The 19,711-nt window shown below is 48.0% G+C and carries 11 protein-coding genes; 2 read left to right on the top strand and 9 right to left on the bottom strand.

Annotated features, from left to right (window positions below):
- The first annotated feature begins 227 nt into the window (after window positions 1–227).
- Both EPD17_RS10975 and EPD17_RS10970 read left to right on the top strand, forming a co-directional pair.
- The gene (locus EPD17_RS10975; RefSeq protein WP_132054181.1) at window positions 228–6,026 is read left to right on the top strand and encodes an alpha-2-macroglobulin family protein; all 5,799 of its coding nucleotides are present in this window, start codon (window positions 228–230) and stop codon (window positions 6,024–6,026) included.
- Between the two features lie 254 nt (window positions 6,027–6,280).
- Window positions 6,281–6,568: a hypothetical protein gene (locus tag EPD17_RS10970; RefSeq protein WP_132054179.1), complete on the top strand. Its 288-nt coding sequence runs from the start codon at window positions 6,281–6,283 to the stop codon at window positions 6,566–6,568.
- Window positions 6,569–6,828: 260 nt separating this feature from the next.
- On the opposite strand, the gene EPD17_RS10965 is transcribed toward EPD17_RS10970, so the two are convergent.
- From EPD17_RS10965 to EPD17_RS10925, 9 genes are all read right to left on the bottom strand, one after another.
- On the bottom strand, window positions 6,829–7,908 hold the full coding sequence (locus EPD17_RS10965; RefSeq protein ID WP_132054177.1) for an esterase: 1,080 nt from the start codon (window positions 7,906–7,908) through the stop codon (window positions 6,829–6,831).
- Between the two features lie 14 nt (window positions 7,909–7,922).
- Complete coding sequence (locus EPD17_RS10960; protein ID WP_132054175.1) at window positions 7,923–9,086, bottom strand: esterase; 1,164 nt, start codon at window positions 9,084–9,086, stop codon at window positions 7,923–7,925.
- Window positions 9,087–9,123: 37 nt separating this feature from the next.
- Window positions 9,124–10,251, bottom strand: coding sequence for an esterase (locus tag EPD17_RS10955; protein WP_132054173.1), 1,128 nt, complete (start codon window positions 10,249–10,251; stop codon window positions 9,124–9,126).
- A 60-nt stretch (window positions 10,252–10,311) separates the two neighbouring features.
- On the bottom strand, window positions 10,312–11,220 hold the full coding sequence (locus EPD17_RS10950) for an alpha/beta hydrolase (RefSeq protein WP_132054171.1): 909 nt from the start codon (window positions 11,218–11,220) through the stop codon (window positions 10,312–10,314).
- A 309-nt stretch (window positions 11,221–11,529) separates the two neighbouring features.
- On the bottom strand, window positions 11,530–12,543 hold the full coding sequence (locus EPD17_RS10945) for a zinc-binding alcohol dehydrogenase family protein (protein WP_132054169.1): 1,014 nt from the start codon (window positions 12,541–12,543) through the stop codon (window positions 11,530–11,532).
- 185 nt (window positions 12,544–12,728) lie between these two features.
- The gene (locus EPD17_RS10940; protein ID WP_132054167.1) at window positions 12,729–14,426 is read right to left on the bottom strand and encodes a glycoside hydrolase family 43 protein; all 1,698 of its coding nucleotides are present in this window, start codon (window positions 14,424–14,426) and stop codon (window positions 12,729–12,731) included.
- Between the two features lie 194 nt (window positions 14,427–14,620).
- Window positions 14,621–16,543, bottom strand: a complete 1,923-nt coding sequence (locus EPD17_RS10935) for an alpha/beta hydrolase-fold protein (protein WP_132054165.1) — start codon at window positions 16,541–16,543, stop codon at window positions 14,621–14,623.
- 310 nt (window positions 16,544–16,853) lie between these two features.
- Entirely contained in the window at window positions 16,854–17,858 is a 1,005-nt protein-coding gene (locus tag EPD17_RS10930) for a DUF5627 domain-containing protein (protein WP_165929592.1), read from the bottom strand.
- Between the two features lie 66 nt (window positions 17,859–17,924).
- On the bottom strand, window positions 17,925–19,694 hold the full coding sequence (locus EPD17_RS10925; protein WP_132054161.1) for a RagB/SusD family nutrient uptake outer membrane protein: 1,770 nt from the start codon (window positions 19,692–19,694) through the stop codon (window positions 17,925–17,927).
- Window positions 19,695–19,711 lie beyond the last annotated feature (17 nt).

The raw sequence follows: 19,711 nt of genomic DNA, 5'->3' as shown, positions 1-19,711 counted from the left end.
TAAGCAAATGCGTTTATTGTTTATTTCCACGGCGCCATCTATCTAGCCTATTCCAAAATTTGCAACACTAATTTTTGCCGAACCTGTCTAGAAAATTTTTTGTGCTCGGGATATAGCAATCGATGGCATCCTCGTGTTTGGTCATGCGTTCAGTGTATACCACCAAAAAATGAGTTCGTTTTCTTAACTTTCCATCCGGCCGACTGCAACCAACCAACACCTGCTTTATGAGAATTTGCCTTACATTCTTTTCTTTATTGCTTGCCCTTTTTTGTCATGCCCAACAAAACCTTTCCGGCAGTAAAAGAAACAGTGCTTACACATACGTGTACCAACTCACTCCAAAAGAAGCACTGGCAATTCATAAAAAAGGCACTGCGTCAAAGCCCGCAGCAATGCTGCATACGCTATTAGATTCGTTTGCAACCGGTAGCAAAATGCCCACACTCCCCAGCGGAAATTACCTGTTGATGCACGCTGCGGAAAATAAACTCGTGTACAAGCTAACGACGGTACATGCCGTGCAGGTAAAGGTGTTGAACAATAAGAACGACGTAGCAGTGTTGGTGCATCACAATGATGGCCAGGCCATAAATAACGCAGACGTGTTGCTGGCAGGTAAAAAGCTCCGTTTTGATGAAAAAACACAAACGTATCGTTCGAACGGCAGCCGCCGGTCCGGACGACTAGAAGTTTACTACCAGAATACGCTGCATTGTTCAGAAATTAAAAACACTGCAAGCCGAAATCCAATTTGGACCAGGGCACTTGATATTCTTCGGGTGAAGTCAATCGGGAACATTTTTAAGAAACGGCAACAGCGGTACCGCTATTACAGCTACTTCCAGTCGCGTACAAAATGGGAGCGAAAAATCAAGGGGTATATGGCCTTCAATAAACCTGTATATAAACCGGGCGACACTGTACACATCAAGGCATTTATCACTACCCGCAAAGGAAAACCGTTGGACCGTGAATTGTTGCTACGCCTGACCGATCGGTCTTTTCTAACCGATACCATTCTTACAACACTCAAGCCATACCGCAAAGGCGGTTACGCTGGATCATTTGTATTAAATGAACGGTTGGAACTGGAATTGGATCAGGCCCTTTTGCTGACACTTGAAGAACAACGCAGCAGGAAATACGACCTCTCTAAATACGACGGCGACCTGGACGAAGATGAATATGCCATGGAACGAAAAGTGCTGCTGCGCGGCAATTTTCGTTATGAAGAATATGAATTGACCAACACCACCTTTTTAGCCCGGGCGGACAAAAACGAACACCACCGCGGTGAGGAAATTTCCATTTTCCTGAAAGCAACGGATGAAAACGGACTGGCAGTGCCAGATGGACGCGTAACGATCGACGTGATCGCACTGGACAATGATCAGCAGTTGCATGCGCAAAAAGTATTTCTGCCTGACACGCTGTGGCGGCACAATCAAAATTTAGAAGCCGTTGGTGAAACAAAAATCACCATTCCTGATACCATTTTCCCCGCAGCATCATTTAACTACATCATTGCAGTTTCTTTCCGCAACAGCAATAACGAACTGCATACTCAAACGCTTCGGCAGCGATATCACCACCGGCGTGAAAAAATTACTTTTCAACTGAAGTCCGACAGTTTGCACATAGCACTGAAAACTTCGGGAATAGCTACGCAAGCATCTGCTGAATTGGTAATGCTTAATCAAAGCGGCGACACGGTTCAAGTCGCGCAGGTATCATTGCCCGCTGCGCTCAAATACCAACCTTACGTGCACCAATATAGCGTATCGACTGGTGACCTGACCGATTCATTTACTGTTCCCAATGCCGACCAAATGGTATCCTGCCCGGCAGTACGTACACACGATTCTGTTTGGATAAAAGTGGATAACCAACACAAGCTACCAATGTGGTATACGTTGTTTGCCGGCAACCGACCTGTTATGCGCGGCACCAGCGATACGTTGTTTTATATCGGCAAAACAAATACTGCAAAAACCTGTTATTTATCGCTGCAGTTTGTTGCGGGCGATGAAACATTTACCAAAGAATATCCTATTCCGTTCCAGGACAAATTATTGCACCTGTCGGTGGAACAACCGAATGTTGTTTACCCCGGACAACAAACGGAGATAGCCATACAGGTTAAGGATGCTAGAGGAAATCCAGTTCCCAACGTTGATGTGACTGCATATGCTTTTACACATAAATTCCAACATGTGCAGCCACCCCATGTGCCATATTTCGGCCGCATGTATGGGACACGTTCGGGCCGAAATAGCATAAGCCTTGGGGATGGCAACAGCCCCGTCATTCAACAAAAGCTGCAATGGGAAAAATGGAGCCGCGAACTGGCGCTGGACACAATCGAATACTATCGCTTTTTATACCCCGATTCTATTTACCGCAACCATGAACCTGCAATAGATAGCATCACCCAGATTGCGCCTTTTGTAGTGCAGGACGGCGCGTTGCAACCCATACACCTGTTATATATCGACGAACAACCAGTGTTCTTCAGCAAGGCGCAACAGTTGCAGCGTTACAGTTTTGCCGTGGCACCGGCCAAACATGCAATACGGCTGCGCACTGCAAACAAGATCATACATGTGGATAGCATTTGGGCAGAAAAAGGAATGAAAACTTTTTTCTCGATCAATGCAGATACTGCCAACAAATACGTGCGGATTGTAAAAGCACCGGATACACTTACCCGCCACGAACAAGACCTGTGGACCCGTTACATGATTTTGGTTGAAAACAACTATGGCGAAAAGCCGGTTTATGTGCAACAGGGAGCCAAAACATTTTCGCTGAATATTGGAAAAGCAACAAATAAACTTGGTGAGACACTGCAACTGGTCGGGCCACTGCTCCCTGGCGATGCAGCACTTGTGGCAAAAAATAATTTCCGCCAAAATTTCGAGGTAGAAGGAGGTTTTCAGTACCGGATCAGGGAAGGTTTTGTGCGACAAAAATGGACCGGCAATGAACTTTTTTCAAAACACCTGCCGCACTACACGCCACCTGCTAACTTTAGCGACTATGTATTGACGGAAAAAGAAATCGATACGCTTTGGCAACAATACCTCGATGACCGCAGTGCCAATAGTAATTTATTTTACAATCCACGTTTGCCAAAAGGCGGCAACGGCAAGCTGCAAATTGCGATTGCGCCGGATAGCACGAAAGCGACGCTGGCCATTAAAAACATCATTTTATTTCGCAACGACGACCCAAACTTTATTCGCATTTATAAAGGTGCCGAAAGAAATCTTGGTCACCTGAAGCCAGGCCAATACCGGCTAATGTTGCTGTTTCGTGGTGATGCTTATTTTATACAGGAGCACCTGCAGGTTGCCGCCGACGGAACCAATTTTTATACGATAGATGGCCTTGCTCCAAAAGCCAAGGATAGCACTTCGATGCGCATTGCGGCCATCATCAACAACCGTGAGCTTGCCCGAATAATGGATGCCGCAGGAGATGCCAATGAGATTAAAGAGACCTTTCACGCTGTATACCTGGACAGCTCACTATTAACGCAGCGTGCCGAAGGGCGGGTGTTGGATGGTGCGCAAAAACCTATCGTTGGTGCTATTGTAATAATCAAGGGCTCCCGTTTGGGCACCATCACCGATTACGCGGGTTATTTTAGCTTACTCGTACCCAAGAATGCAACACTGGTTGTTTCCGCAGTAGGATACACTTCTGCGGAAGTAAACGTGCAGGCAGACTTTCTGGAGTTGAGCCTATTGACCGCCAGGCAATCGTTGGCGGAAGTAGTGGTAGTGGGCTATGGTATACAAAGGAAATCAAACGTAACCAGCTCTATAAGCGTAACAAATTTGGGCAATACCCTATCCGGAAAGGTAGCCGGCATTAATATACGCGGATTAGCCTCGGCCGATGCTGCAAGCAAACCGCTCATCATTGTAGACGGCAGGCCATTTAGTGGCAGCCTGGAAAATATCGATCCTGCAACCATTGCCAGCATGTCGGTGTTGAAAGATGCATCGGCAACGGCCATCTATGGTGCTGCTGCAGCCGCCGGTGTACTGGTGATCACTACCAAAAAACAAGGCGATCAATCGGCAGCAACCGAAATGGTGCAACAATATTCCCTGCGCAGTAATTTCCGTGATTATGCGTACTGGCAGCCAAGGCTGGTAACTGATGCAACTGGGCGTGCAACATTTACTACCACCTTTCCCGATGACATTACCAGTTGGCGGGGTTTTGCCATTGCCATGGATGGCAAAAAAAAATCAGGCTTTACTGAATCAACCGTCAAAGCATTTAAAGCGCTGAGCGGCACGATCAATTTGCCGCAATTCCTCACTTGGAACGACTCTGCCAACATTATTGCAAAAACACAACATTACCTGCCGGATAGCGTGCAATTGTTGCGCAGCTTCAGCGTGAACGACTCCGCAGCAACACAACAAAGAATCAAACTTAAAAGTGCATGGATCGACACCTTTGCAGTGGTTACACCGCACCGCGATTCCATGAAGTTCAAGTACACCATACAAAAAGAAGACGGTTATTTTGATGGCGAAGAGCGGACCATCCCATTGATCCGGCCGGGTACTTTGGAAACCAAGGGTATGTTTGCGGCATTGGAGGGCGACACTGCCTTCACACTTCAATTTCCCGCCATAGATGGCCCGGTAAAACTGTTTGCCGCATCCTCGGTTCTGCCTGTTATACTTGATGAAACAGAACAAATTCGGAGGTATGAATACTACTGCAACGAGCAGTTGGCATCCAAACTAAAAGCTTTGCTGGCGCAAAAAAAGGTAGCCGGTTATCTCCACCAAACGTTTAATCGGGATGGGGAGATTAATGAAATCATCAGCCGGCTGAACAAAGGGAAAGCGGCAAACAAGCTTTGGGGCTGGTGGGGCAATAGCCAACCGGAATTTTGGATCAGCAGGCATGCCTTGGAAGCCTTACTGGAAGCGGAATATATGGGCTTCAAGATCAACCTAGTTAAACAACCTCTGATCGATCATTTGGTGTTAAAAGTAGCAACAAGCAGCGGGATTGAAAAGCTGGATGGCCTGAGCATATTAAATGCGTTGCATGCTAAAATCGATTACGGCAAATACCTCGATGAACTGCAAAAGGATTCAACACTGGATGATGGCTATGCACGTTTAAGGCTGATGGAACAGGAACAAAAAACCGGGTTGCAATTAAACCTCGACAGCTTGCTGAAACAAAAGCAACGCACCATGATGGGCAATATTTACTGGGGTGACGAAGGCTATCGCTTTTTCAACAATTCCATGCAGCACACAATACTGGTATATAAAATGTTGCGGCAAGCTGGTGGCTACGCAAAAGAGCTGCAACAAATGCGCAACTATTTTCTGGAGCAACGCAGCAGCGGGCAATGGCGCAATACTTATGAGTCGTCGCTCATCATGGAAACGATTCTGCCCGACCTGCTGCGCAACGATTCGTTGCCCCGCCCGGCAAGCTTAACGATTATGGGTAAAGACAATATCCAGGTTTCAACATTTCCTTTTGCAACCGAAATAAACAACAGCGATGCACTGACCATACAAAAAACGGGTGACCTGCCGGTTTACTTCACGGCATACAGCCAACACTGGAACCGCCACCCACAAAAAGTTGCCAGCGACTTTATAGTTACAACAGCATTTGCAAAAGACAGCGCCGCAGCACCAACGCTTAAAGCAGGCAACCCAGTTGATCTTGAAGTTACAGTGACGGTGAAAGCCGATGCGGATTATGTAATGATAGAAGTGCCCATTCCTGCCGGTTGCAGCTACCGCGATAAGCCGCAATCCTGGCGCAACAACGAAGTGCACCGCGAGTATTTCAAGCACAAGGTGAGCATATTTTGTACGAAGCTAACCAAGGGCACATACACTTTTTCCATACCACTGCTTCCAAAATTTACCGGCAGCTATCAGCTCAACCCCGCCAAAGCGGAAATGATGTATTTCCCCGTCTTTTACGGAAGAGAAGGTATGAAGCGGGTGAGTATTGATTAACGTGAAATATTAACAAGCAAGAAAGGTCAGCCTTTTCTGTGGTCAACAACCTATTCGACTAAATAATAACGCAGTCCTTAAAGCAATAAATTGATCATAGGCATTTAAATCAATCGCCAAATGGAATTTAAGGAAGAAGAGCACATATTAAATGCTCGTTTAATAATCGACCATTTCGGTTATTGGCCCACTTTTCATGATGCAGAAGTACTTTCTATTAACTTTCAAAGGGATTTAAAGAAGGTAGTCCCAGCATGGAATTTCGGCTGTATGCTTTCGAAATGACCAGCAAAGTAAAAGGAAGGCATTTTGAGCTCGTCAAACATTGCCTTATTGATTTTGAGCTTGACGATTTACATGGTAATAGCATGGATGGCTTTAATCATCAGAATGCGCTTTCAGGAATTAACTCTTACAGTGAAGGCGACTTGCTTGTTTGTGAGCTCTCTGCTGCTTATGGCGTTGACGCAAAGTTTACATCAAAACATATTCGGGTAAAAAATTTAACGCCGATTGCATCAGGGCACTTTCAGTGCCGGTGATAGGCAACATAGATAAACTTGGTTTAAAACACAATCTAAAGAAGTTCGCCGTTTTTTAGAACCTGGTAATCGCTTCTGGTAATATTTTAGACCAGTATCGACAGCGGCTGATGGCAGGCATATACTTTACCTGTCACTCCTTTCAACAATGCACGTGCAAAGTCATTAAGCTATAATACTGTTTCAACAAACTGTAATAAAAAAGCTTCAATTACTACCCGAATGGCAGTAATTGAAGCTTCTATAAAACGAAAAAATAATTACTTAAAAAACTCCTGCAACGTAGTAGCCAAAAACAACTTGCAGTTCATCCAGGTATGGCCGCCGGACACGATATCGCTGCGCAGCTTAATGCCTTTACCGGTAAACATCGCAATGTTATTCTTTACGCTTTCATACAAAAAATCATCGGTGCCTACATGAATCGTAAACAGCTTTAATTGCTTGTTGATGTGGTCGGCGTTGGGCGCATAGCTGGCACCAAAGTTCCGGCCAAATTCTTCGGTTTGCGTAAACGGTGCATAAGACGCTACATAAGCAAACTTTGCCGTATTGGTCAGGCCAATGTTCAGCGTTTGGCCGCCACCAACGGAAAAGCCGGCAATGCCGCGGTTACGGCTGTCCGTTAGTACGGGATAGTTGGCTTCAATGAATGGGATCACATCGTTCAGCACGTCTTTGGTAAAATCGGGCATCGGTGCCGGCCGCACATTACCATAAGGCATTACAATGATCATGGGCAGCGCCTTGCCCTGAGCAATTAGGTTGTCGGCAATAAGGTTGGCGTTGCCCACTTTGGTCCATGTTTCTTCCGTGTCCGAACCGCCATGAATAAGATACAGGACCGGGTACTTTTTGGCGCCGTTCGGATTGAATCCCGGCGGCGTGTACACCAGCATTTGCCGGGTGGTGCCCAGTGTGCCTGATTTATAATACCGGTACGTTACTTTTCCATGCGGCACGGCCTGCAACGAATGCACCAGCGGCGTGCTGCCGGGAATGTTGACAATGCTGCGCTTAAAACGTTCGTTGGCGAAAATGTATTTATTGTTTGGGTCGGCGGTTTGCACGCTGTCCACCACAAAAGCATACGGGTAAATATCAGGCTTGATTGGGCCAACGGTGATGCTCCATACACCGGCCGTGTCCTTTGTCATGGGCAGGCCTGCCTGCAGAAACTCGCCGGTAAGCGTCACCTTTTGTGCGTTCCGCGAAAAGTATTTAAACGTAACCGTATTGTCGGCGTGCACATCGGGTGATGAAATGGAAGGCGGCCGCTGCGCCATGCAACTAATGCCGGCCAGCAATAGGGCACAAGCAATATATAATGAGCGTTTCATGTACAAGTATTTGTTTATTTAAAAAGCAGGGGAACGGTATTGGCCACGTAGGTTTTTACATTCATCCAGGTATGGCCACCATCGGTGATCATGCTCTTGTAAGCGATCTTTTTTCCTGTGAGGTAGTTCAGGAAACCGGCAGTGTCATTGTACAAAAAGTCTTCGGTGCCCACGCCTACCCAAAACAGCTTCAACTGTTTGTTGGTTTGATCGGGGTTGGCCACAATCGATTGAAAGCTGTTGTCCATTTCCGAAGGCGGCAGGTAAGCGCTGTAGCAGCAGATCCAGGCAAACTTGTCCATGTTCCAAAACGCGGTGCGCAGCGTTTGCCCGCCACCTCTCGAAAAACCGCCAATGGCGCGGCTTTCGCGGCTCGGGATTGTGCGGTACGCTTTGTCGACGTAGGGAATTACATTTTTGGTGAGGTCGTCGGCAAAATTGCGCATCCGTGCCATTGCATCTGCACTTTCGCGGCCCATCGGGTCGGCGGGCTTTGATCCGCCTTTTTGCTCCGCGATCCTTGCTTCTACGTTGCCATAGGGCATCACCACAATCATGGGTTTTGCTTTGCCTTCGGCAATCAGGTTGTCCAATATCAAATTGGTGCGACCCACTTTAAAAAAAGTTTCTTCTGTATCTGTGGTGCCGCTAATGAGGTAAAAAACCGGGTATTTGGCAGCAGCATTTTTATCATATCCCGGTGGCGTGTACACCATGAGCGAACCAATAGTGCCCTGTGCCGATGGATAGTATTCGTAGCTCACCGAACCGTGCGGCACGTCGCGCATTGCATGTACCAACGGCGTAAAACCAGGAACATCCACGAGGCTTGCTTTAAAACGTTCATTGGGGAAAAAATCAACGTTGGCCGGGTCCATTACGCTTACGCCGTCTACGATAAAATTATACGGGTAAATATCCGGCACCACCGGGCCCACCGTTACACTCCAAATGCCGATGCTGTCCTTTTTCATTTGCACATTGTTGGCGCCAAACTGGCCGCCAGCGAGGCGCACATCTTTGGCACCGGGTGCCAAGTAACTAAACGTAACTTTTTTATCGGGCAACACCCGCGGCGATACCACGAAAGGCCCGCGTGGCGGCTGCGCCAGCGCAACAGCACACAAGCAAAGGGCTACAGGTGTGAGCAATAGTTGAAAGATCTTAGAAAAATGCATGTTCGTTTGTATTGAAAAATCAGTGGTTGCAGTGGGGTTATTTGAAAAGCTTTTGCGCCAGTGTAGAGAGGTATAGTTTACAGTTCATCCATGTATGGCCGCCGTCTGAAATAAGCGTTTCGTGTTTAATGCCTTTATCGTTCAGCAGCTTGAGGTAATCGGTAATCACGGGATACAACATATCATCGCGGCCCACACCAATCCAAAACAATTTCAAGCGCTGGTTGGTGGTGCTGGAGTTGGCAAAAGCAACAGCATTGTTTCGATCAAATTCTTCTTTCAGCATACCCGGCGCAAAACCACCCACCCAGCGAAACTTGTCAGGGTTGTTGAGGCCCAAAAACAGCGAAGTGCCGCCGCCGCCAGAAAAGCCGGTGATTGCACGGTTGTTGTTATCCGCCTTTACACGGTAGTTCGATTCTACAAATGGAATCAGCAGGTCGAGGAAATCTTTTTTGATCTCCTGCAGGTTGTCCCAGTTGCGCAGGCTGCCCGATGTTTTGCTGATTTTCGGGTATGCCCTGCCGTAAGGCATCACCACAATCATCGGCACTGCTTTGCCTTGTGCAATCAGGTTGTCTAAAATAATATTGGCGCGGCCCACTTTAGTCCAGGTTTCTTCCGTATCGGTGGTACCATGCAGCAGGTACAGCACCGGGTATTTTTTCGAGGTCTCTTTTTCATAACCCGGCGGTGTGTAAATCACTACGGGGCGTGGGCCCAGTTCCGACGAATTGTAGTAGCGGTAAGCCACCGTGCCATGCGGCACATTTTGCAATGTGTGCACCAGCGGTGTGCTACCGGTAATTTCTACAATGCAGCTTTGAAATCCTTCATTCGGAAAGATGGCACTGTTCTTTGGGTCGGCTACCGACACGCCATCCACGATAAAATTGTACGGGTACATATCGGGCTTTGCCGGACCCAGCGTTACACTCCACACGCCATCGGCATCTTTGGTCATGGACGCTGCCCCCTGATGGAACTGCGTACTGAGTTTTACTTCTTTTGCCGCAGGCGCATAAAGTTTAAATACGACGCTGTTGTCGGGGTTAACTTGTGGCGAGTTGAACTGCGGGACTCGCTGTGGCTGGGCATGTGCTATAACAGCCATGCACATCATTGCTGCGCCAAGTTGCAGCCCTTTGATTAGTGAAAGTTTCATATTCATCTGGTTTGCATAACCCTTTTTGCAAAGGGCTTCGTTAGTAAAAAAATGAAAGGCTTACTGCAGCCATTTGTTCTTTTTCATCCACAGCAGCAGCGGGTCCATCCAATCGGGCTGGCGGAAAATAAAGCCGTGACCGCCCTTTTCATAAATGTGCATTTCCACCGGCACTTTGTTGCGGCGCAAGCTTTCGTAGTAAGCCAGAGCATTGCCTACATCTACGGTGCGGTCGTCGGTGGTGTGTGTAATATAAGCAGGCGGTGTGCTGGGTGTTACCTGCAATTCGTTCGAGTATTCGGCGATCAATTCTTTAGATGGCGTTTTACCCAACAGGCTACTTCTCGAATCGCGGTGGGTAAGGCTATCGCTCATGCTGATCACCGGGTACACCACCACCTGAAAATCGGGGCGCAGGTTGGTGTTGGCCTTATTGTCAATTACAGGTTTTGCAAAATGCGTAGCAGCTGTTGATGCAAGGTGCCCGCCTGCCGAAAAGCCGACGATGCCTACCTTATTCACATCCACGCCCCATTTCGATGCATTTTCCCGCACATACTTGATGGCTTGTTGTGCATCCTGCAGCGGACCGATGCTTTTATTTTGCATGATCGAATCATCGGGCAGGCGATACTTGAGGACAAATGCCGCAATGCCAGCTTTTGCAAACTGCTTTGCGTTGCCAATGCCTTCGCCCTGGTACACCACCACGCCGTAGCCACCACCCGGAACAATCACCACCGCGGTGCCGGTTGCTTTCTCTTTTTCGGGCAAATAAATTTCCAGCGTGGGTTGCGTTACATTCCGGAACATGCCCTGTGCAAAGCTTTCCGTTTTACTCGATTGCTTTGCATTAGGAACGGCACCATTATAAATCGGCACAACTTCCTGTGCACCGACAACGGAAGAAAAAAGCAGGAAAAAAGCGACGCTGGCTTTTTTAAGGGTAATGTTTTTATATGGCTTCATCTGGCGTTTTAAAAATTAGTAAATGCGTTCAGCTACGCCCCAACCCTTTTAAAAGGTTCAACGGAGCCTGCATAAAAAACAGCAATCGATTTCAAAAAGTACAGGAAAAGAATATGTGATGTAGGCACATAAAATGCCCGCTCCATTTTACCGCTTTAAAGATCACGAACTATGTAAGTCTATAGTAGCATTATTGTTTAAAATAATGCAGCAAATGTTCGGGAAAGTTTTGTCACCAGCGCACCGCAAAAGTGCAGTGAAAAGATCAATTGCTTTACAAACAAAATCTGGCTATCACGAATTGCAACCTTACAGTTCCACCATTGCCTTGATCACACCGTTTTTTGGATTCAGCCAGCTTTCAAAATTTTCTTTTACGGCATCAAACGTCACGCGGTGCGTAATGTATGTGGCCGGTGCTACCTCTCCGCGCTTCATGCAGGCAATTACGTGTTCAAAATCTTGCCGGGTGGCATTGCGGCTGCTCATCAGCGTGCCTTCGCGTTTGTGAAACTCGGGATGACTAAAGCTTAAATTTTCCCGTTGCAAACCAATTAGTACATACCGTGCCCCATGCGCCATGTATTCAAATCCTTTGTTAATAGCAGCAATGCTTCCAGTCGCATCGATCACCACGGTGGGCATATCGCCACCGGTAATTTGTGCTAGTTGCTCTTTTGCATCGGCAGCCTTTGCATGTACCGTATGGGCCACACCTAATTGTTCGTTGCAAAAACGGAGTCGGTCTTCGTTGATGTCCATCGCTATGACTTTGCCACCTGCAATGCGGGCAAACTCCATTGTGCCCAATCCAATCGGGCCAGCACCAATTACCAACACATTTTCACCGGCCGTCACACCAGCCCGTCGAACGCCGTGTGCCCCAATGGCCAGCGGCTCTACTAAAGCAAGTTCATCGTAGCTCAGGCCTTCGCCGTGTACTAATTTATCGGCTGGCACCTGGATGTATTCGCGCATACCACCGTGGCAGTGCACGCCACAAACGCTGATGTTGACGCAGCAATTGGGCTTGGCGTTGCGGCAGGCAATGCAATTACCGCAGTTGAAGTAAGGAATAAACGTAACCGCTTCGCCGGGAGTAAAACCTGTTGCCCCATCAATCGCCACCAATTCGCCGGAAAGCTCGTGCCCCAATATGCGCGGATAATTGAAAAAAGGCTGCGTGCCTTCATATGCATGCAGGTCGGTGCCGCAAATGCCGATGCGTTTTACCTGAATGAGCGCCATACCGGGCTGGAGGTGCGGCATTTCTTCGGTGCTATAATCAAATTGTCCGGGTTCAGTGCAGACCAGCGTTTTCAATACCGTAAGCTTTGTTGTAAAAAAATATGTTCTGTAAATGCGTGATGCATTCTTTATGAAATGATCAATGATGAAGCATTTACAAGCATGCCTGCTTAAAAATAAGACAGCTTTGAAAAGCAACGTGTTTTATAAAAAATAAAACATACGTCATTCTTCAAAGCTGTCTTTATAAAGCGTCTTTTTTATTTTGCTAAAACGGTGCTCTGTTGCTGGAACACCGGGTCGGCACCTTTGTACTCAAACCAGTCGAAGTATGCTTTGCTGGAGCTAGGTTTGCCCAGCGATGTGGCATACAAACCAAAAACAGAACCCACAAAGCCACCGGCTTTTTCCGTGCTCAGGATGGTTCCGTCCACGTCCTGCATTTTTTTCCAAACCTTGCCATCAGTTGAGTAGGAAACCGTGTACACTGCATTCTTTGGTTCGATGCGCAGGTGCACATCGCCGTTGCCCGCAGGCTGCTGTTGCAGCAGTTCCATGTTCAGCGAATCTTTAGTGCCCTGGTACAATTGCACCACGGGCTTACCTTCGCTGATTGATTTACATACATAGTAAAATGTCCGCTCGTTTTGGAAAATCACCAAACCTGCCTTTTCATTTTCAGCCGCAGGTTTAAACTGCAACTTGGTGGTGGCAATGGCCTGGTTGTGCGCCTGGCGGAAACCAACAAAAGAAGGGTTGGCACGTCCGCCTACAGTTTCAGGTCGCAGGGCAATACCGAGCTTGCTTTTTACTTCACCAGTGTTGTACCACTTTTCTGTAACCGTTCTTAAGAACGTATAACGCATGTCGAGTTTTGCATTGTCAAACTCGTCGCGGAAAGTATAGTTGCCGGTGAAGTTGTTTACCGGTTTGCTATTTACATTGGGCAGCGGCAAAGGATAATTGAATTTGATCGCTTCGTCGCCTTTTAAAATCACCGGCCATCCGTCTTCCGTCCAAGTCACGGGGTTCATGTATGTTTCGCGGCCAATGTTGTACAGGTCGCCTTCGTAAGGGCGGCAAGCCAGGTAAATGGCATACCAACTTCCGTTTTGTGTTTGCACCAGGTCGGCGTGGCCAGCTGTGGTAATGGGATTTTTCCTGGAGCGGTCCAGGTGGCGCTGCGTCAGGATCGGGTTTTTATCCCAAGGCACAAACGGCCCTTCCGGCGATTTGCTGCGAAACACCACCTCAGAGTGATTGTATGCAGTGCCGCCTTCGGCACACATCAGGTAGTACCAATCATTGATGTGGTAAATATGCGGCGCTTCAATCCATACCGGATGTTTCGAAGTGTCCACACCGCCATTCACCAGCAGCTTCTCCTCGCCTATTACTTTTTTGTTGTTGTAATCAAACTCGTACATGCGAATGGTGCGGTGGCCGTTCCAAAGTGTTTTGCGGTTGGGCGGATCGCTGTTGTACACGATGTACGCCTTGTCATTTTTCTCATCGAAAAAGAGCGACGGATCAATGCCATTTACTTCTTTGATGTACGTTGGGTTGCTCCAAGGACCGGCAGGATTATCGGCAGTGATCACAAAGTTGCCGCCACGGTCAATAAGGGTACAAACAATGTAAAACTTTCCTTTGTAGTAAGAAATGGCTGGTGCAAATAATCCGCGGGAAACACCTGCGCCAATCAGTGGCAGTTGTTCAGGGCGGTCCAATGCATGGCCAATAAGCTTCCAGCTTACCAGGTCTTTGCTATGGAAAATAGGCAGTCCCGGGAAGTAAGCAAACGAAGAGTTGACGATGTAGTAGTCATCGCCGGCGCGGGTAATGCTCGGGTCGGGATAAAAGCCTGCAAGGATCGGGTTCTGGTACGTTTGCTGGCTGTGCAGCGATAAAAAAACAGTGCTGAAAAGAGCCAGTAAAATGACTTTTAATTTCATCATTTCGGGATGTTAAATTGGGTGAACACTTTATAAACAGAGCGATGCATTGAGACCTCTTTTTTAAAATCAGTGCAGTTAAATGTATTAGTGCAAAATAGTTTTGCAAATGCACCTGCCTTTAACGATGTTCAAGAATAGATGCGCAACCGCAGGTACGGGTTGCATGCCCCTTACATCTTTTATATTATCCTGCATTATTTAAAAAGAACCTGCGCAAAGTTGTACAGGTTGTTGCGCCACACGGGCCATGTATGTCCGCCGGGGTACTCGCTGTAGGTGTACTTCACCCCCAGTTCATCAAACTTTTTCATCATGGCCTGGCAGTTGTTGTGGGCAATATCTTCTTTACCACCCATCGATATCCAAAATGATTTCAGGTTGTTGTTTATGGTTGCGGCGTTTGTTTTCATAAACTCGTATTGGGGGTTCGACAACGCAGGTTGGTTGGTCCACCAGCCCGAGCTAAACACGCCGAGATAAGAAAACATATTGGTGTTTTTTACACCGGCATACAGCGTTTGCAAACCGCCCATCGACAGGCCGGCCAGTGCACGACTTTTTGCATCGGTTTGTACGCGGTAATTTTTTTCAACAAAAGGAATAACGGCGTTCTTCAACTCGTTCTCAAACATGCGCAGTGCCTGTTCGCCAAAGCCACCGGCACCACCGCCACTGAGGTTTCCATCGACCATCACCACCAGCATGGGCTTTGCTTTTTGTTCGGCAATTAGGTTATCGAGGATTAGGTCGGTTTTGCCCTGGGTGGCCCATCCACGCTGGTCTTCGCCACCGCCATGCAACAAGTACAAAACTGGATATTTTTCGGCGCTGTTGTCATAGCCCGGTGGTGTGTACAGGTAAAACTGGCGCCATGAGTTGGTGGCATTGGAGAAATACCGCTTGATGCGGATATCGCCGTGTGGCACATCTTTTACTCCATAATAACCACCACGAACAAACGGAATTTCGATGCCACTGGCCATGCGGCCCATGCCATAAAAAGTTTCGCTGGCCGGGTCGGCTACAGGCACGCCATCAATGAGCAACGAATAGTAATGAAAACCTTCGCCGATGGAGTCGGTAGTTACCTGCCAGAAACCGCCGGTGTCTTTTGCCATATCGTATTTCTTACCGAGGTCGATTTGCAGCTTTTGCGCTTCCGGTGCTTTCATGCGAAAAACCACGCGGCTGTCGGGCAGCACCTGCGGATATTTTGAATTGCGCACATTTGTTGCAGCCGCAGTTCCTAGCACTGTGTATTTCGAAAAAGTGGATGGATCAACCGGCTTGAACAGGAACTGCGAAAACATATACAACCCGTTTTTCCAAACCTTAAAATCATGTCCGCCGGGTTCGAGGTAGTAGATATGCGGCACTTCTTTTTCCGCCAGGTAATCGTGTGTACGCTTGCTTACATTCAGCAAACCATCGGCATCGCCGCAGGAAATAAACAGTAGTTTTAATTTGTTTGCAGCTGCTGCAGGATCGGGTACCAATTGCGCCGGCATCTTGGTATTGGGCGCCGATGAAAAGCCACCCACCCAAGCAAATTTATCTAAGTTGCCCAGGCCAAAATTGAGCGACTGGCCGCCGCCCATCGACAAACCCGCAATGGCGCGGTGTTCGCGGTCTTTCAGTACCGGGAAAGTTTTTTCAACGTAAGGAATGAGGTCGGTGAGCAGGTCTTTTTCAAACGTGGCAAACGCCTGCACTTTATCCGGCGCCATGATGTTGCCCGTAGCGCGGTCGTCTTTCATGGCGCGGCCATTGGGCATGATCACGATCATCGGCTGCAGCTTTCCCTGTCCATACAGGTTGTCCAATATCACTTGTGGTTTGCCGCCGTTCAGCCATTCTTTTTCATCGCCGCCGATGCCGTGCAGCAGGTACAGCACCGGGTACTTTTTGCTTTTGGAAAAACCTGGCGGCGTGTATACCAACGCCCTGCGCTTGGAACCTACCGTTTTTGAATTGTAGGTAATGGTATCAATTTTCCCCTGGGCAATGCCGGCCTGTGCCACATCAAAACCCTGTGGCATTTCTTTTTCGATGCTTTGCGCCCCAGCCGTAAAAGCAAGGGTTAGAAGGCCGGTCATTAACGTACAAAACTTTCTCATGGTCATACTATAAGGATGGTTTATGGAGCACAAGCTTGTAAGGCGTAAACGTTGATTTCTTACTCGAAAAAATTTCGCTGGCAGATGGAAAGGGCCGTAATGGCAAACAAAGAAATATGTTTAGGGTGTTTTCAAAACGTAGGATTAAGTCGTTTATAAAAAACGACCAACAACGTCATTGAATGCCTAGCTGCCCATTCTTTCAATTTACCATCTGCCGTGTAAAATGTTGCCCGGCTACTTTGCATCAATACAATGTACGCCGGGCAACAATATTAATTACTGACTTTACAAGGATCCAGTGAGTGTATTAAGGATTCACTACCGGTGCAAAAGTTTCAAACTTTACGCCCCTGTCCCGAATCACCAATGTGTCGGTAAGGTTGTGTACGGTAGAACCAAAATTAACCGAGTATTTCAGGTGCAACACGTCACGCTTTTCATTGCCCCACATGTCGCCTTTTGGTGTGAGCTGGCCGCTACCAGTTACGGTGTACGTAGCATTTGCAGGGCCAGTAACCGTGATCTTTCCGTTGTTGTCAAAATTGAGGAATGCCTGGAACGGTGCATTGACATTGCCCTTATTTTTCGAGTTCAGCGAAATGGTGTCCTGTGTGAGCGAACGGGTAAACAGGTTAACCACCTGGTCGCGTTCAATAAACTCGTTGCGGTACCGCACTGTTGTGTCCAGGCTGGTGTTGCCACCCTCGCCTTTTACTTCGGTAACACCGCGGCGCAGGTAAGCACCATGGTATGGGTTGATGTATTTAACTGCATACAATACATAATCCTTGGGTGCTACGCTCCAATCGCCAGCCAGGCGGGGATCGGCACCAGCTTTGGCGCTGGTACCTCTAAGCACCGAATCGGCACCTTCAACACCGCTGATCCGCAGGGGAATTACAAACGTGTTTTTTACCGAACGTGGATCTGCAAAAAACGCATCGGTCAGTTGCACTTCCAAGCCGCCGATCACTTTGCCTGCAGGAATTTTGATCTTCATCTCGTTGGGCAACACATAATAATTACTGGGCATGGGCACCACTTCGCCACCGCCATTGTTGGGGTCGAAGCGTAGGCGCTGTGCCAGTGAATTATCCAGTTCCACGCTGAGCGTCACATCTTTCTTGTTTTCATACACACCGCCCATCGATGCCATGATCATGAACTTGCGCTGGTTATCCAACGTATTGTCAAATATATCTTCGCCGAGCACTATCGTTCTGATGGGCGACTGGTAAGGAAAGTACACCGTGGAGTACTTATAATTCGGAAATTCATTTTCCTTGTTACAGGCGGCAAGTAATACCATCATCAATGCGCCTATTAAATAAACTCGTTTCATCATTCTTATTTAATGATTATGAATTAGGTTACCGGTTTACCAACCCCTGTTTTGTTCCAGGTTGGCTTTCAGTGCCTCTAACTGAGGGATAGGACCATAATACATATCATTGGTGTATTGCCTATTCTCCACGGTTCTTACATTGTATGTATTGTTGTTGATGATCACGCCTTTTGCCGGTTCGGTAAGCGTTGCTTTCCAGCGGCGCAGATCCCAAAAGCGGAAGCCTTCAAAGCTCAACTCCAGGCGGCGTTCGTTGCGGATCAGGTCGCGCATTGCTTCTTTCGAAGCAACAGAAGCCAGGAAGTTATCGGGCTGTGCAATGCCTGCTCTTTTACGCAGTGCAGCGATCACGTCACGTGCAGAAAAGCCAAAGGTGCCGGTCGCGTCTGGTCCCCATGCTTCATTAGCCGCTTCGGCATACGCCAGGAATATTTCAGTATACCTAATGTGCACTGGATAATGTTTCTGGCTGGTGCGGGCCGTTGGGTTTGCGTTCACTGTTTCGTTCAGCAGCTTGCGCAGGTAAAAACCGGTCCGGGTTGAAGTAGGCAGGAAGTCAACTGCGTCATTGGTTGGGTTATCAACCTTTGTGCGAATGGTTGTGCTTCTCATCGAGGAGTTGTCCACTACAATGTAATTTTTCAACCTTGGGTCGCGACCGTTATACGGGTTATTTGGATCGTAGCCGCTGGCAGGATCCGTGATGGGATAACCGTTTGCCATTGGAAATGCATCTACCAAATTCTGAGTGGGGTTTACGCGGCCGTTACCAAACAGCGATGGTGGATAGTTGTCAACCTCCATGTTGTTGGTGTTTTCAATATTGCCACGCCACAGCATTTCGCGCTGCTCGATTGGCGAGCCAGAGCTTGGGCTGGTGTTGAGCAGGTTCACGTTATCAGCAGTATAAAACAAACCGCCTTTCGGATCCAGCCCATTGATGCCGCCATTCAGCGTCAGTACTTCACCGGCTAAGTTGGCAGCTTCTTCCCATTTAGCTTGTGCCGATTGCGTATTGAACGCGGGGCTTGCAGCCAGCAGTGCGGTTTTGACACGAACTGCTTTTACAATGCGGCCCGACATACGCTGGCGAGCAAAGCGGCCAAATACGCGGTTGTAATCACCGGTTTGGATGCCTGCATATTTTGGCGGCAAAGCCGTAGGATCGGTGATGTCCTGGAACAGGTAATCAAGCGGCAGGTATTTCTCCGCCTCAGTAAGGTCGGCATAAATCTGCTGCACACACTGTTCGAAAGTGGCCCGTGGACGGCTGAAATCAGAATTGGGTTCCAGTGCTTCGGTGATGATGGGCACGCCCAGCAATTGGCCGTTTGCACCCACACCGCCATGCGACTGCAACAGGTGGAACATAAACAGCGCCCTTAAGCCGTAGGCTTCACCCTTGAAGCGATCGGTGTACAATCGGCGCACATTTGCGCCGCTCATGGGTGCCCAGTTTACGCTGTCCACTTCGCGCAGGAACAGGTTGATGTACATGATGGCCGTGTAGGAGTTGTTCCATTGGTCAACCGGGTTGTTGGCGGCCGACCAGGAGCCGGTTGCCATGTTGAGCAACGGGCTGAACTTATCGTTTGTTACGGCATCATCGGTAGCCACCTCGCTAAAGGTGAACCGGTTGGTTGGAATCCTGGTGTACGCATTCAACAAAACCCCTTCCGCATATCCGGGATCTTTGTAAATGCCTTCAAGTGTACGGTGGTTATCAAATTGCGGTTCTAGGTTCTTTTTGCAGCTTGCAAACACTATCCCGACTGCAAGCGGTAGCAGTAGTTTTTTGTACATGCTAATTATTTTTGCTA

The sequence above is a fragment of the Pseudocnuella soli genome, assembly GCF_004347775.1.
Lineage (GTDB): Bacteria > Bacteroidota > Bacteroidia > Chitinophagales > Chitinophagaceae > Flavisolibacter > Flavisolibacter aquaticus.
This window is presented reverse-complemented; position numbering and strand designations above follow the sequence as displayed.

Bases quoted from the DNA above. Each gene is read 5' to 3' on its own strand.
- EPD17_RS10965 (WP_132054177.1), bottom strand. From the start codon at position 7,908: ATGAAACGCTCATTATATATTGCTTGTGCCCTATTGCTGGCCGGCATT.
- EPD17_RS10955 (WP_132054173.1), bottom strand. From the start codon at position 10,251: ATGAAACTTTCACTAATCAAAGGGCTGCAACTTGGCGCAGCAATGATG.
- EPD17_RS10940 (WP_132054167.1), bottom strand. From the start codon at position 14,426: ATGATGAAATTAAAAGTCATTTTACTGGCTCTTTTCAGCACTGTTTTT.
- EPD17_RS10925 (WP_132054161.1), bottom strand. From the start codon at position 19,694: ATGTACAAAAAACTACTGCTACCGCTTGCAGTCGGGATAGTGTTTGCA.
- EPD17_RS10930 (WP_165929592.1), bottom strand. From the start codon at position 17,858: ATGATGGTATTACTTGCCGCCTGTAACAAGGAAAATGAATTTCCGAAT.
- EPD17_RS10975 (WP_132054181.1), top strand. From the start codon at position 228: ATGAGAATTTGCCTTACATTCTTTTCTTTATTGCTTGCCCTTTTTTGT.
- EPD17_RS10960 (WP_132054175.1), bottom strand. From the start codon at position 9,086: ATGCATTTTTCTAAGATCTTTCAACTATTGCTCACACCTGTAGCCCTT.
- EPD17_RS10935 (WP_132054165.1), bottom strand. From the start codon at position 16,543: ATGAGAAAGTTTTGTACGTTAATGACCGGCCTTCTAACCCTTGCTTTT.
- EPD17_RS10950 (WP_132054171.1), bottom strand. From the start codon at position 11,220: ATGAAGCCATATAAAAACATTACCCTTAAAAAAGCCAGCGTCGCTTTT.
- EPD17_RS10970 (WP_132054179.1), top strand. From the start codon at position 6,281: ATGGAATTTCGGCTGTATGCTTTCGAAATGACCAGCAAAGTAAAAGGA.